This is a genomic window from Undibacterium sp. YM2 (genome assembly GCF_009937975.1).
Classification (GTDB): Bacteria; Pseudomonadota; Gammaproteobacteria; order Burkholderiales; family Burkholderiaceae_D; genus Undibacterium.
Genome location: NZ_AP018441.1, coordinates 5,309,305 through 5,323,140, shown reverse-complemented (window position 1 = coordinate 5,323,140; position 13,836 = coordinate 5,309,305). Strand labels below are relative to the sequence as shown.

At 52.8% G+C, this 13,836-nt stretch carries 13 protein-coding genes; 1 reads left to right on the top strand and 12 read right to left on the bottom strand.

Annotated elements, in window-relative coordinates; translation table 11 throughout:
* Positions 1 to 22 precede the first annotated feature (22 nt).
* Positions 23 to 703 carry a phage tail protein gene (locus UNDYM_RS24385; RefSeq protein WP_162043435.1) on the top strand — a complete coding sequence of 227 codons (681 nt, stop codon included), beginning with the start codon at positions 23 to 25 and terminating at the stop codon, positions 701 to 703.
* Between the two features lie 43 nt (positions 704 to 746).
* Here the strand turns inward: UNDYM_RS24385 and prmC are convergent, their stop codons facing one another.
* The 12 genes from prmC to UNDYM_RS24325 all read right to left on the bottom strand — a co-directional run bounded on the left by prmC (position 747) and on the right by UNDYM_RS24325 (position 13,817).
* On the bottom strand, positions 747 to 1,601 hold the full coding sequence (gene prmC / locus UNDYM_RS24380) for a peptide chain release factor N(5)-glutamine methyltransferase (protein WP_162043434.1): 855 nt from the start codon (positions 1,599 to 1,601) through the stop codon (positions 747 to 749).
* Positions 1,601 to 2,107: a disulfide bond formation protein B gene (locus UNDYM_RS24375; RefSeq protein WP_162043433.1), complete on the bottom strand. Its 507-nt coding sequence runs from the start codon at positions 2,105 to 2,107 to the stop codon at positions 1,601 to 1,603. Before UNDYM_RS24375 ends, prmC begins: the two co-directional genes overlap by 1 nt.
* A gap of 179 nt (positions 2,108 to 2,286) precedes the next feature.
* Complete coding sequence (gene prfA, locus UNDYM_RS24370; RefSeq protein ID WP_162043432.1) at positions 2,287 to 3,366, bottom strand: peptide chain release factor 1; 1,080 nt, start codon at positions 3,364 to 3,366, stop codon at positions 2,287 to 2,289.
* A 104-nt stretch (positions 3,367 to 3,470) separates the two neighbouring features.
* Positions 3,471 to 4,751 (bottom strand): glutamyl-tRNA reductase, encoded by a 1,281-nt coding sequence (gene hemA, locus UNDYM_RS24365; protein ID WP_162043431.1) that lies wholly within the window; start codon positions 4,749 to 4,751, stop codon positions 3,471 to 3,473.
* 182 nt (positions 4,752 to 4,933) lie between these two features.
* On the bottom strand, positions 4,934 to 7,339 hold the full coding sequence (locus UNDYM_RS24360; protein WP_162043430.1) for a CHASE2 domain-containing protein: 2,406 nt from the start codon (positions 7,337 to 7,339) through the stop codon (positions 4,934 to 4,936).
* A gap of 44 nt (positions 7,340 to 7,383) precedes the next feature.
* Positions 7,384 to 9,102, bottom strand: a complete 1,719-nt coding sequence (locus UNDYM_RS24355; protein ID WP_162043429.1) for a FecR domain-containing protein — start codon at positions 9,100 to 9,102, stop codon at positions 7,384 to 7,386.
* A gap of 57 nt (positions 9,103 to 9,159) precedes the next feature.
* Complete coding sequence (locus UNDYM_RS24350) at positions 9,160 to 9,852, bottom strand: response regulator transcription factor (RefSeq protein WP_162043428.1); 693 nt, start codon at positions 9,850 to 9,852, stop codon at positions 9,160 to 9,162.
* A gap of 222 nt (positions 9,853 to 10,074) precedes the next feature.
* On the bottom strand, positions 10,075 to 10,338 hold the full coding sequence (minE, locus tag UNDYM_RS24345; RefSeq protein WP_162043427.1) for a cell division topological specificity factor MinE: 264 nt from the start codon (positions 10,336 to 10,338) through the stop codon (positions 10,075 to 10,077).
* A 1-nt stretch (position 10,339) separates the two neighbouring features.
* The gene (minD, locus tag UNDYM_RS24340; RefSeq protein ID WP_162043426.1) at positions 10,340 to 11,155 is read right to left on the bottom strand and encodes a septum site-determining protein MinD; all 816 of its coding nucleotides are present in this window, start codon (positions 11,153 to 11,155) and stop codon (positions 10,340 to 10,342) included.
* 45 nt (positions 11,156 to 11,200) lie between these two features.
* A complete protein-coding gene (minC, locus tag UNDYM_RS24335; protein ID WP_162043425.1) occupies positions 11,201 to 11,995 on the bottom strand; it encodes a septum site-determining protein MinC in 795 nt (264 codons plus the stop codon).
* 225 nt (positions 11,996 to 12,220) lie between these two features.
* Positions 12,221 to 12,976, bottom strand: a complete 756-nt coding sequence (locus UNDYM_RS24330) for an ABC transporter ATP-binding protein (RefSeq protein WP_162043424.1) — start codon at positions 12,974 to 12,976, stop codon at positions 12,221 to 12,223.
* A 1-nt stretch (position 12,977) separates the two neighbouring features.
* Positions 12,978 to 13,817, bottom strand: coding sequence for an ABC transporter permease (locus tag UNDYM_RS24325; protein WP_162043423.1), 840 nt, complete (start codon positions 13,815 to 13,817; stop codon positions 12,978 to 12,980).
* Positions 13,818 to 13,836 lie beyond the last annotated feature (19 nt).

Genomic DNA, 13,836 nt, shown 5'->3' with positions numbered 1-13,836 from the left:
ATAACTTGAATTGGAGTATGCAATGGATGCATTTATGGGTACCGTATTGGCCGTAGGCTTTAACTATCCTCCTCGTGGCTGGCTGTTCTGCAATGGACAAACTGTGCCTATCAGTCAAAATTCTGCCATGTTTGCCCTGTTGGGTACCATGTATGGTGGCGATGGCCAAAATACATTTGGTATACCTGATTTGCGTGGACGTGTTGTTGTTGGTTCCCAAGCGCAAGGGCCCGGCCTGCAAAATGTGGTACAGGGTGAAAGAGCGGGTAGTAATAATGCGACGGTGATCTCTAATGGCACTGCCACGATCTCATTGACAACAGCAAACATGCCCTCGCATACCCATACAGGTACTGTTACTTTGGATAGCATTACCGCAAGTACAACTATCAACGTTGGTACTGGGACGAATGGTGGTGTGGCAGCAGTACTCAATAATGGAGGGCTGACTAGTACAGCATCCGGTGCAGGTTCAGCAGCAGCAATATATTTACCGGCGGGAACCGCTCCGACTAGTCCAGTCGCTTTAGGTGGCGTTACCACATCTGTTTCAGGCTCAGGTACCGTCAACAATTCAAATACTGGCGGCGGCACTCCATTGACAGTACCTGTCGTATCGAGCGCTACTATCTCCAATATGCAACCTTACCTGGGTCTGAACTACATCATCGCGATGGAAGGTATCTTCCCATCCAGGAACTAAGTTTTTCATGTCCTATAAAAAATGGCGCAGTATGCGCCATTTTTTATGTCTGTTGTGATGTCAGTGCCAGTAGTTTTCCGCCTGATACCCGCTCTATTCCCGCCAGGTCCCGCCAGCTTTGTACATCGGTAAATCGGGCTTTTATCAATAAGCCCCGCACTGATTCTGCCTGATCGTAACCATGTTCCAGCAAGATCCAGCCATCTGCCAGCAAGTGCAAATATGCCTGGCCTATGATGTGGCGATAGGCTGATAAGCCATCAGCATGGTCAGTCAGAGCGTCAACTGGCTCAAAGCGTAAATCACCTTGTTGCAAATGCGCATCATTGGCTACGATATAAGGCGGGTTGCTGACGATGGTCTGGAACTGTTGTTCAGAGAGAGCGGTATACCAGTTGCTGCAATAGAATTTCACCTTGGCTGCTGGCAGATGCCTGCTGGCATTTTCTTGCGCCACTGCCAGTGCTGCTGGGCTGACATCCAGCGCGCTCACATGTAAGTCTGGTCTTTGGTGGGCTATTGCCACGGCAATTGCACCGGAGCCTGTGCCCATATCGAGCAGCCTGGAATTGGCTGGCGTATATTGCAGCGCAAGCTCCACCAGTAATTCAGTATCCGGGCGGGGTATTAATACATCGGGCGTGACACGGAAGTTCAAACCAAAAAATTCCCGTTCCTGCACTAGGTAGGCAATCGGTTCACCCTGGATGCGGCGGCTTAACAAGCCATCCATGATGGCGAGTTGTTCTGCATTTAGTACCAGTTCAGACTGGGTGATCAGTTGTATGCGCGTCAGCCCCAGGCCATGCATGAGTAGCAGGCGGGTGTCTATGCGGTCCAGCGGGCTGGCGTTTTCACAGCCAGCCAGGGTGATGCCAGGCTGTAGCCAGTCCAGCATCAGCGCGAAGAGCCAAACATGCTGCGCTTGGTTTTTTGATTGCGTATCAGCAATACCAGCAGCGTCAGGCTGAACAATATAAAAAATATTCCTGCCCAAGCTGGCAATGACAAGCCCATGGTCGGTGGATAAGGTGTTTCGCACAGGCCGTCCGCCCTGAACATGGCTGGCCACCATTGCGCCAGGAAGAAACTGTTCAGGCCGGTTTCCAGCGGGTCGATGCCGCAGGACAGGGCGGGGTGTTCAAGTATCCAGAAATGCTTGCCAGCGGCACCCAGGCCAATCAAGCCAGATAACAGCGCCAGACCGGTGGTGATACGGTGCATGATGCCATCGGTGGCAGCCGCAATCAGGCAGAAAACCGCGATCAGGGCAAAGGCGTAGCGCTGGAATACACAATACGGGCAAGGCAGCATTTTTTCCACGATTTGCAAATACATGGCAGCTGCCAGCAAGCCTATGCAGGTAAGGGCAATCGACAGCAAAAGTTTTTTCGACAGATTCATGGTGAACGCGGTGAAAGAATTGTTATTGGATGCGATCCTGGCGTTTTAGTTCTGTATCACAGGACAGTGGCAGCGAGTATCCGACAGTTTGATGCAATTGCGCAATCAAATACTGTTGATTTTACGCGAAAGCTGGTTTTGTCTTATGGATATGCTTGCAAGTCCTTAATCATCAGTCCTTAATCATCTCCCAGTTCAGCCAGCAGTTCGGCCTGATGCTCTGCCACCAGTGCGGTCGTCAGTTCATTCAATTCGCCGTCCATGATGAAATCGAGTTTGTACAGGGTCAGGTTGATGCGGTGATCGGTCATGCGGCCTTGCGGATAATTGTAGGTGCGTATGCGCTCGCTACGGTCGCCGGAGCCTATCAGGCTCTTGCGGGTGGCGGCTTCCTTGGCCTGCTTCTCACGCAACTGGCCATCCATGATGCGGGTAGCCAGTACGCGCATGGCTTGCGCCTTGTTCTGGTGCTGGCTGCGGCCATCCTGGCATTCCACCACAATACCGGTAGGGATATGCGTCAGGCGCACTGCGGAGTCGGTTTTGTTGATGTGCTGACCACCGGCACCACTGGCGCGGAAGGTATCTATGCGCAGGTCGGCATTGTTGATGACTACGTCGGCCAGTTCATCGGCCTCAGGCATGACAGCTACTGTGCAGGCCGAGGTATGGATGCGGCCCTGGGTTTCTGTCGCAGGCACGCGCTGTACGCGGTGGCCGCCAGATTCAAATTTGAGTTTGGAATACACCCCCTGGCCTGCCAGGCGGACGATGACCTCTTTATAACCGCCCAATTCAGATGGCGATTCAGACATGATCTCAGTCTGCCAGCGATTACGTTCGGCAAAACGCATATACATGCGCAGCAAGTCACCGGCAAACAGGGCGGCTTCATCACCGCCAGTACCTGCACGTATCTCCATGAGGATGTTGCGGTCATCATTGGGGTCTTTGGGCAGCAGCATTTTTTGCAAATCACTTTCCAGCGTCTGCATGGTGTTTTTGGCAGCTTCGATTTCGTCCTGGGCAAAGGCTTTCATGTCCGGGTCGCTGAGCATGAGCTCGGCTTCGGCGATATCGGCCTGGGCTTGCTTGTAGTTGTTGTAAAGGGCGACCAGTGGTTCGAGTTCGGCGTGCTCGCGGTTCAATTTGCGGTAGGCATCCATGTCATTGGTGGCACCTTCCTGCATGAGCAGGTGGCCGACTTCGTCCAGGCGTTCGGCAAGCTGGTCCAGCTTGCTTAGCATTGATGGTTTCATGATGTACTCTTGGGCTATATAGCAAATGATGGGGTGGGTCAGAATGACCCATATAAGACAGGGCCTCTACCGCTCACACGGACAGGCCAGTAGCGTAGCGTTCGCTAACGCTTGGTGCGGAATAATTGAGGTAACAGTGTTGCCAGGCGGGCGCGTTCATCGCCGCTGGCTTGATGCAGCGCCTGTTGCGGGCCATGCAGGAACTTGGCAGTGATACCCTTGGACAGGGCTTCGAGCACGGCGTCTATATCATCGCCGCGTGCCAGCATCTTGCGCGCGCGTTCGAGCTCCATCAGGCGCAGTTGCTCGCTGCTTTCATGCAAGTCCTGTATCACCGGTACAACAGCGCGGCCATCAACCCAGTGCATGAAGGATTGCACGCGGGTTTCTATAATGGCTTCTGCCTGCGCCACCGCAGCCTGGCGGCTTTCCAGGCCGGTTTGTACGACAGTGCCGAGGTCATCGACAGTGTATAAAAACACGTCGTCGAGCTTGGCGACTTCAGGTTCTATGTCGCGCGGTACCGCCAGATCAACCATGAAAATGGGGCGGTGCTTGCGCGCCTTGACCACACGTTCTATCAGACCCAGGCCTATGATGGGCAGGGAGGAGGCCGTGCATGAAACGATGATATCGAATTGCGCCAGTTGCAGCGGCAAGTCGGCCAGGCGTATGGCCTTGCCGCTGAAGCGGTGGGCCAGTGCCTCACCACGTTCGAGTGTGCGGTTGGCAATGGTGAGCGACTTGGGGTTTTGTGCAGCAAAATGGGTGGCGCAGAGCTCTATCATTTCACCCGCACCGATGAACAGGACATGCTGGTCAGCGATCTTGTCAAAAATACGTTGTGATAATCTGACGGCAGCCGCCGCCATCGAGACACTGTGCGCGCCTATCTCTGTGGTAGTGCGTACTTCCTTGGCGACAGCAAAGCTGCGCTGGAACATCTGGTGCAAATAAGTACCCAGGCCACCGGCTGCTTCTGCCTGGCGCACGGCATCTTTCATTTGACCCAGGATCTGGGGCTCACCTATGACCATGGAATCCAGGCCAGAAGCCACGCGAAAAGCATGTCTTACTGCATTATCTTGCGGCAGGGTATATAGATGCGGCCGTAAATCTGTGTAAGGCAGCTTGTGGAAATCTGCCAGGAAGTGAGCTGCAGCGTCGACTGCATTGTCGCCCTTGCAGGCGGCATAGAGTTCGGTACGGTTGCAAGTCGATAAGATTGCTGCTTCGTTGCCATGCCTTGCCACATTGTCATCGCGACCAAACCAGGCACGCGCAGCCACCACCGCCTGAGATATTTGCTCAGGCGAGAAGGCGACCTTTTCGCGCAAGGACAGCGGCGCGGTCGTGTGGTTGAGGCCAACAGCAGACAGTTGCATTGCAATTAAGCTCAATTAAGCTGGGGGGGATGTAAGGCTCCATTATAACGCTTTGCATCAGCATTTTCCTGAACGCGGGCATTTGATGCATATCAAGTGAGCCTTATATGCAGGGAGTTATGCCTTTTTTGCAACATGCAATGCGTCAACATTTGCTTTGTCGTCATGCTTAAAGCTGGGATTTATTCCAGGTCGGCTGGAATGCGCACATTGAAGGTCGTTCCCTCATTCGGTACGCTGCTGAAGTCTATGGTCGCCTGATGCCTATCCAGCACGGCTTTGACGAAAACCATACCCAGGCCTATGCCGTCATTTTTAGGCTGGTCACTGGTCTTGAAGCGCTGGAAGCGCTGGAATAGCCTGGCCTGGTCTGCATGGGTAATGCCATAGCCCTGGTCGGCGATAGAGCAGACGATGACAGAGTCAGCCAGGCGCTGTTCACGCACCAGCGAACAGGTGATGGTAGTGTCCTTGGGACTGTACTTGATGGCATTTGACAGCAGATTTGTCAGCACCCTGGTCATCAGCGAGTTATCGACCAGCACAGGGAATTCTTCATCCTGGATTTTTGTTTGTATGCGGATATTCTTGCTGCGGGCCAGTGACCACATTTCTTCTGTCGCTACCAGCAAGATGTCCTGGAAGTCGGCTTCTTCGTAGCGATAATTCTGCGACTCTGCCTGCGCCAGTTGTACAAAATTATCAGCCAGACCCAGAGTGGAGCGCGATGCCCTTTCTATGCGTGCCATGAATTCATCCGCTGGCAGGGCGGTGCTGCTGTCTTTTTGCAATTCCAGCAGTGCCAATATCGAGGCCTGCGGTGCACGCATGTCGTGCGAAATGAAATGCAGGGTTTCATCCCGGCTGCGTTCTGCGGCGCGCACACTGGTGATATCGATGAGGCTGACTATCCAGCCCACCAGCTGTTTTTCACCGTTGTAACTCGGGGCGCTCTTGATCAGCAAATCCTTGCCCTGCGGGTCGCGCACTTCTATGCCTTGCGACATGATCTTGGTATGTTTGATGTCGAGCAAATCCCACCAGCTAAAACTGGCATCTGAGCCGGTATCAGCATTGCTTGGCGGCGACATCTTGGCAAACAGATAGGGTACCAGTGCATCATTGACCTTGGGCATGCCTATGCCGGCAAAATAATCAAGCGCAGGCTGGTTTGTTAGCAAGACATTGCCATCGGTGGTGGTGACCATGGTCGCATCGGGCAGGCTGGCCAGGCTATCGCTGACAAACTGGCGCAGGTCACGTACCCGGTCTACTGCTTCACGCATGGCATTGATGCTTTGTTCGAGGGTATCGGTCAGTGCGCGCACAGGTTGCTCGTCATCTTCATCGATAAATTCAGGCAAGAGATGGGGCTCTTTATCGAGTATCCTGAATTCTTCGGCCAGGAAGCGTATCGCTGCTTCCAGCCTGCGCCAACTCCACAGGGGGTAAGCGATGATCAGTGCAAACAGTGCTGCGGTAGGGGGCGCCCAATACCCTGCATACCTGAGCATGGCCCAGCTACCGAACATGGTAATGACCGCCACTACCGCAGTCGCCATCAGGGCCTTGCGTGGTGACAGCATCTGGTAAGCCATCAGCGCCAGCGCCACGGCCAGCAGATTCAGCAGGTACAAATACAGCTTGGGGGCAGCATGTATGCTGCGCTGGTCCAGCAGCGCAGCGAGGATATTGGCATTGATCTCCACACCGGAAATCATGCCCTCGTTACCAGATACCGGCGTGGGGAAGGAGTCAGCCATGGCACTGGCCGTGGGGCCGACCAGCACATACTTGTTCTTGAAAAAATCAGCAGGCACTTCACCACGCAAGACGCTGACATAGGGCACAGAGCGAAAATGTCCGGCGCTGCCAGCAAAAGGGATGTGCATCAGGTAGTCGCGCTGCCAGGTACCGGGCTCAGGCGTTGCATTGCGCAAGCTTGCAGGCAGGCGTTCACCTGGCAGATTTGTTTCGGTGCCCGGGGCAACCTGATTGCCAATGTCGGCCAGCGCCAGCGCAAAATGTGGCCACCATTCACCATTCATGCCTTCACGCAGGAAAACGCTACGCACTACGCCATCCTTATCGACTTCAAGATTGATATGCGCCAATTGACGGGCTGCACTCGCCAGCACAGGGATAGGGCGTACCGTGGCCAGGCCCTTGCCAGCATTTTCCGAGATTAGGGGCAAGACCACGTTATTGCTGCGTACCAGCGCTTCGGCCAGTTGCTGGTCCCCATTTTGTGTCTGGTCGCTACGTTCTTCTGCTTCAGTAAAGACAAAGTCCATGCCGATGGCGACAGGATGGGCTGCACTGATTTGCTTGATGAGTTCAGCATGACGCAGGCGCGGCCACGGCCATTTGCCAAGTTCACTCAGGCTGTGACTATCTATGCCAACGATGATGATGTCATCCCGCGCCGGGCGGGAATTGAGTTGCATCAGCCTGTCATACAAGACCAGGTCAGTTCGCTCCAGGGTCTTGTAGTAGAGCAGGCCAGCAGTGACGCAGAGGATGAGGATACTGAGAACCAGCCACTCGCGTAATGCAATACGTTCTACCTGTAAGTGGCTGTTTTTCATAGGGTGCTGCTAATTTTTCCTGGCCTTTTTATGCTGTGATTGTATCAATAATTGGTACCGACAGGGCCGTTACCACTCTGTATTGCAGAACCGTCACCACTGGTCCAGCGCTGTTGCAGCGTGATTTTTTGGGTCGATGAGAAGGGGCTGACATAACCATCCGGGTCGGTAGAACGCACACGGATGAAGTAGACGCCCGCATCTGGCCGGTTGATCTTCAGCTCAGCCTTGTCGAGCTCCTTGCTCAGGAACAGTTTCTTGAAATCAGCATCAGTGCTTATCTGTATCAGGAATTTCTGTCCCGGTTCAGACGCCCAGCTAAATGACAATTGATTGCCATTACCTTCGTCTGGTGGTGCGAGGCTGGTGACTGGCAAGACCAGGAATTTCTGGGCATCGCTGTAAGGTCCATGATCTGGCTTGCCATCTTTTTGCACTATCGTGGCAACATGCCAGAAATACTCAGCTTCGGCAGGACGGTCGGCGCTGAACTGTACTTCTTTCAGGTCAGGTTTATCGATAAGCAGGTTTTTGAATTCTGCATCTTTGGCGACCTGCAAGTGATAAGCCACGGCATTGCTGGCTTCTGTCCAGGCAAAATCCAGACGTTCAGCCCTGGTCTTGTTTTTGGGCTGTACGGTAAAAGGTGGTTCGGGGCGCGCTTTCAGGGTCACGGCTTTGACCAGTGGCAGGCCTTCCAGCCCCAGTTTGTCGATGGCGGTAATGCGCACAAAATAATTGCCATCAGCAAAGCCGTCAAACTTGAAGCGGTTGTCTTTGTAGCGGTTTTCTGCCAGTACATTGATGATGTCCTTGTCCTGGGCAATTTGTACACGATAGCCCGCAGCATCAGGGCTGGCTTCAACCTGGAATTGCAGGGTAGGACGTTCTTGCAGCAGATAGCTGTCATTCATCTTCGGTGGTGGCAGCAGATCTACAGGCTTGCCGACACCCGTAGCAGAAATGATATTACCCTTGCCAGCAGTCAGTACCAGTTCATCCGTCTTCTTGGCAGTAGTATTATTGACGGCGACGCCACCTTCCAGCACTTCATTGGCGATACCGTCTTCATTGACACCAACGCGGAAATTGGTGCCGCGTACACCCGCCACAGCAAGGTTGGTGCGTACTTCAAAACGCCCCTTGTTACTGACCAGCGAAGAAACGCGTGACTCTACCTTGCCCTGCAATAAAGTAACTTCAGTGCGCGGGCTGGCCGTATATTTGGTCTTGCGCAACTTTGACAGGCTGACATTGCTGTTCGATGGGATGGAGATGCGCGATTCATCCGGCAAGGCCATGGTCAGGAAACCATTTTTGTCGGTGCTGATCTGCGCGCCTTCTTTCAATATGCTACCCAGAGCCAGCGTGCCAACCGTGCCATCCGCAGCTTTATAAACCGGGTTGCCAGTCATGGCAATCACCTTGGCTTCACTGGGTTCTTCTTGCAACAGTTCCAGCGGTATCAGTATCGCCGTACCTATGGGGATAGTTCTGTCATTACCTATCTTGTTACGCTTGCCCAGTATCGGCCAGTTGGTGGTCTTGTCGGTGTAGCGTTTGGCAATCGATGTCAAAGTATCGCCCTGCAGGGCGAAATAAGTCATGTCTGGCGGGGTATTGATGAAACTGCCTGGTGTGCCGGTTGTGGCATTGCTGGCCGGTACAGGGCTGGCAAAAATACTGATGGGTGTGGCCAGTGTCAGGCTCAATAACACGCAATATGGTATTTGTCGCAAGAGTGTGGGGGCGCTTAGTCTCATGCGGGACTCCTCGTTGGGAAAAGCTTTCCGGGGCAGCCTTGGCTGCCCCGGAGGTATTTATTCTGGTGTCATTTGTTCGAGGCGGTAGCCGTAACTGTAGACGGGCGCCAGGCGGTAGCCATTTTCCGGTCGCAATTCCAGTTTGCTGCGCACTCTGGAAATATGCGTATCCATGGTACGCGAAGGAATATCTACATCGCGTGACCATACTGCTTCGAGTATGTAAGCGCGGGACAGGGGACGGCCAAGGTTGCGGAACAGCAGCAGGGCCAGGTCGAATTCTTTTTGAGTCATTTCTACAGGCACATCATTGACACTGACGCGGCCAGCGCGGGTCTCAAATTTATAGATGCCAAACTGTAAATGTTCAGACGCTGCCTGTGTTGGATAAGCGCGGCGTAACAAGGCCTGCACCCTTGCCACCATTTCACTGCGGCGTATCGGTTTGATCATGTAATCATCGGCACCGGCTGCCAGGCCAGCGACGATATCGTCTTCACCAGAACGGCTGGTCATGAACAGGACTGGCAGCGTAGGAGAGAGTTTTTCACGTACCCAGTGCAAAATCTCGGTGCCGCTCAGGTCTGGCACTTGCCAGTCCAGTATCAGCATGTCGTAACTCTCCCTGCGCAATTGATGCAGCATCTCTTTCCCGCTCAGGAAAGGGTGAGTCGTATGACCGGCTGCATTCAATATGGTGCAGACCAATTCGAGCAAGTTATTGTCGTCGTCAAGTACAGCGATTCTCATGGGATGTTACCGTTGATGTTCGGCAAATAAAGTGGAATATCTTCCATTATATCGAAAGCAAGTGAAAAAATAAGTAATTGTGAAAAAATGTGAATAAAACACAAATTACTTCTTGTTACAAACTTCCGCTAATAGAAGGCGTCAATTGCTGATTTTGTTGTTTTTTAGTAAATTCCTCGCCGCACTGTCTGTATTTGTAAAACCAGCCAGTGTTCTTATGACTTAACTCCGTAATTCCAGTTCCGGCAAAACCACATTCACGTCCAGCACTTCCAGATTACCCTGTTTATCCAGTGACACTTTGATATCTTCCGGATTGACCTTGGTGTATTTTGAAATCACGGCGATCAGTTCTTCACGCAATGCTGGCAAAAAATCATAGCCATCACGGCCTGTGCGCTCACGGGCGATGATAATTTGCAGACGTTCCTTCGCCACATTGGCGGTTTTTGGTTTGGTATTAAATAAAAATGAAAGCAGAGCCATATTATTTGCCTCCGAAAATGCGTTGCAGCAGCCCCGGTTTTTCGTAATTGATGAAACGCAAGGGCACTTCTGCCCCCAAAAAGCGGGAAACCACGTCTTCATAGGCATCCGATACATCACTGCCCTTCATGTGAATGGCAGGGTTACCTTGATTAGACGCATGAAGCACCGCTTCGGATTCAGGAATAACACCAATCAGCGGGATGCGCAAGATTTCCTGTACATCGGTGTAAGATAACATTTCACCAGCTTCCACCCGTTTTGGTGAATAACGGGTGATCAGCAGATGTTCTTTGACCGGTTCACCACCCGCCTGGGCACGCTTGGACTTGGCCTGGATGATGCCCAGGATGCGGTCAGAATCGCGTACTGAAGAGACTTCAGGATTGGTGACGACGATAGCCTCATCGGCAAAGGTCAATGCCATGACGGCACCGCGCTCGATACCGGCAGGCGAATCGCAGACAATAAATTCAAAATCCATCTTGATCAGCTCATTCAGTACCCGCTCAACGCCTTCTTCGGTCAGCGCATCTTTATCGCGGGTTTGTGAGGCGGGCAAAATAAACAAATTATCGCAGTGCTTATCCTTGATCAGGGCCTGGTTCAGGGTCGCTTCGCCGCTGATGACATTCACCAGGTCATATACGACACGGCGCTCACAACCCATGATGAGGTCAAGATTACGCAGACCCACGTCAAAGTCCAGTACGGCTGTTTTATGCCCGCGCATGGCCAGGCCGGAAGAAAAACTGGCACTGGAAGTAGTCTTGCCTACGCCGCCTTTACCGGATGTCACAACGATGATTCTTGCCACAAATAACTCCTTTTATCTATCCGAAGATACTGAAAATTGGGGGCGTCAGCCTGCTGATTTCACTGATGATACTTCAATACTGTCACCATGCAGTTTAACTTGAACCGGATGGTGGGGCTGTAACGGCGGGAAGCCATTTTCAAACGTACGGTAAATCCCGGCGATGGAGACCAGTTCAGGTTCCATGGTCAGGGCAAAAATCCTGGCTTCGGTATTGCCTGTCGCACCTGCCAGGGCACGACCACGCAAAGGTGCATAAATATGGATACTGCCATCGGCAATCACTTCAGCCCCGTTATTGACTGAGGCGGTAATGATCAGGTCAGCCCCGCGTGCATAGATGCGCTGGCCAGCGCGCACAGGCGTATCGATGACCATGGCAGGCATATTGCGGATAATGACTTGTGGTTCAACAGCAACGGGTGCCGGAACTGCTGCTACCTCTACAGGTGCTGGAGCCGGCTGCGGTTCAACTGGCGTTTCAAGCGAGGCTTCAAGCTTAAGTTCAGGCTCTGTCCTGGGTTTGCTGACCACATCTATACTCAGGCCATGCGAGCGTATGGTGGCATGGTCCTCTTCACGCGCATGGCGCACCGCAACCGGGTTCAGTCCATGCGACTTGAACAGAGGGATCAGTGCATTCCAGTCCAGCGTCTGTTCAGTAATCGCTTCGACATCAATGACGGCAAATTCATCATCAAAAAAGTCAGGCGAACCCGCAGTCATTTCCTTCAACGCTGCTTCGAGCACAGGGAAAGCGGAGTCATGCAGCAAAATTGCAACAGCAACAACAGTAGAAATCTTGATTTCGATAGGCTTGCGCGTCAGGCTGTTTTGCATGGCATCCAAAAAATAGTGGTAAATTTGCTTATTGCCCAAATACTTGCACGAGAGAAATAATTGCAGCCTCCCTTGCCAGTATCATATCCATGCGCCATTAATAGCAGGCATGAAAAGGACTAATCCTACCAATAGGCGGGCTGGATTGCAAAATTATGCACTTTTTATTTTACAAAGCCACAAAACGGCATGACAAAAATGAAGGACTGCTGCACTTAAATCCGCTTAAAAGGCATGTGCTTCGTGCAAGCTTTCCAGAATGTCGAGCTTCATTGCTGATAAAGCTGGCAACGCCCGCTTGCGTGGTCTTTCCTGCAATACGGCAAATTCTTGTCGTATGCTCGCTGTCTGTTGAACCTTATGTTCCATTAGTACGACGCGGTCACTCAGGTACAGGGCTTCATCAATATCATGGCTGACCAGAATGATGGTCAACCCATGCTCGCAGGTGATATTGATCAGCAAATCCTGCAACTTCATACGGGTGAAGGCATCCACAGCAGAAAATGGTTCATCCAGCAACAGGATTTTGGGGCTGGAGAATAAGCCACGGGCAATTGCCACGCGCTGTGCCTGGCCGCCGGATAATTGCTTGGGCAGGGCATGCTCATAACCGTGCATACCGACTTCCGCCAATAGCCTGGCAACTTTAGGCTGGTCGCGGCTGGCGTCATCACTATCGAAAGCAATATTTTGCGCCACCGTCAGCCAGGGGAACAAGCGTGGCTCCTGGAAGATAAAACCGATGTCGCGGCTGACACCCTGAAGCTTGCGGCCATCCAGGCTGATTTGCCCTTCAAAATTGCCATCCAGTCCGGCAATGATGGATAGCAGGGTACTCTTGCCACAGCCACTTGCGCCGATCAGGCTGAGAACTTCTCCTTGTTGCACGCTGAGTTGCAGGTTTTTGAGTATCTGACGTGTGCCATAGGATTTTCTGGCGACTTCGATTTGTAAAAACGGTGATGAAAATGTGCTCATCTTACGCACCACTGCCATGCTGGTAAGTATCACGCCAGACCAGCAAATGCGTTTCCAGTTTTTGCATGAGCCAGTCGCTGCTCTTGCCCAAGACCGCGAGTATGGCTATCGCCGCCAGTACGATATCGGCACGGCTGGTTTCGCGACCATCCGTCAGCAGATAACCCAGGCCCTGGCTGGCAGCAATCAGTTCTGCCGCTACCATGAACATCCAGGCCAGGCTGAGGCCATTGCGCAAGCCAGTGATAATGGCCGGCAAAGCAGCAGGCAAGAGTATGCGCCTGATCATGGCGGTGGTGGACAAGTGATACAGCTTGCCCACTTCGATGAGTCGCCGGTCCACCCCGCGTATGCCAGATACCACACCCATATATACAGGGAAGAAAGCACCAATGGCAATCAGCACCAGCTTCGGTGCTTCATCTATGCCCAGCCACAGTAACAGCAAAGGCACCCAGGCCAGCGAAGGTATCGCACGCAAAGCCTGAAAGCTGGGGTCCAGTATCGCCTCCAGGCGATTACTCAGACCCACCAGTGAACCGGTCACAATAGCCAGGCTGGCCCCTGAAATAAAACCAGCCGCCACCCTGGCGCTGCTGATGCCTATGTGCGCTGGCAAGCCTTGCTGCGCCAGGTGAGCAATGGTATTGAAAATCTCGCTGGGAGCAGGCAAGTGATTGGCCGCGATCCAGCCACGGCTGACACTGATTTCTGCCAGCGCGATCAAGGCAAAAGGCAGTATCAAGCCCAATAAAAAGCGCGGCATGACAGGGCGCTGCCTGCTGACAGTGACAGTCTTGGCAGGCGTATCCGCAATAATGGTGGCGCTGGTCGATGGCATGATACTGGTTCGCTAGTCT

Bases quoted from the DNA above. Each gene is read 5' to 3' on its own strand.
- hemA (WP_162043431.1), bottom strand. From the start codon at position 4,751: ATGCAACTGTCTGCTGTTGGCCTCAACCACACGACCGCGCCGCTGTCC.
- UNDYM_RS24325 (WP_162043423.1), bottom strand. From the start codon at position 13,817: ATGCCATCGACCAGCGCCACCATTATTGCGGATACGCCTGCCAAGACT.
- UNDYM_RS24375 (WP_162043433.1), bottom strand. From the start codon at position 2,107: ATGAATCTGTCGAAAAAACTTTTGCTGTCGATTGCCCTTACCTGCATA.
- UNDYM_RS24355 (WP_162043429.1), bottom strand. From the start codon at position 9,102: ATGAGACTAAGCGCCCCCACACTCTTGCGACAAATACCATATTGCGTG.
- prmC (WP_162043434.1), bottom strand. From the start codon at position 1,601: ATGCTGGACTGGCTACAGCCTGGCATCACCCTGGCTGGCTGTGAAAAC.
- UNDYM_RS24350 (WP_162043428.1), bottom strand. From the start codon at position 9,852: ATGAGAATCGCTGTACTTGACGACGACAATAACTTGCTCGAATTGGTC.
- minE (WP_162043427.1), bottom strand. From the start codon at position 10,338: ATGGCTCTGCTTTCATTTTTATTTAATACCAAACCAAAAACCGCCAAT.
- UNDYM_RS24330 (WP_162043424.1), bottom strand. From the start codon at position 12,976: ATGAGCACATTTTCATCACCGTTTTTACAAATCGAAGTCGCCAGAAAA.
- UNDYM_RS24360 (WP_162043430.1), bottom strand. From the start codon at position 7,339: ATGAAAAACAGCCACTTACAGGTAGAACGTATTGCATTACGCGAGTGG.
- prfA (WP_162043432.1), bottom strand. From the start codon at position 3,366: ATGAAACCATCAATGCTAAGCAAGCTGGACCAGCTTGCCGAACGCCTG.
- UNDYM_RS24385 (WP_162043435.1), top strand. From the start codon at position 23: ATGGATGCATTTATGGGTACCGTATTGGCCGTAGGCTTTAACTATCCT.
- minC (WP_162043425.1), bottom strand. From the start codon at position 11,995: ATGCAAAACAGCCTGACGCGCAAGCCTATCGAAATCAAGATTTCTACT.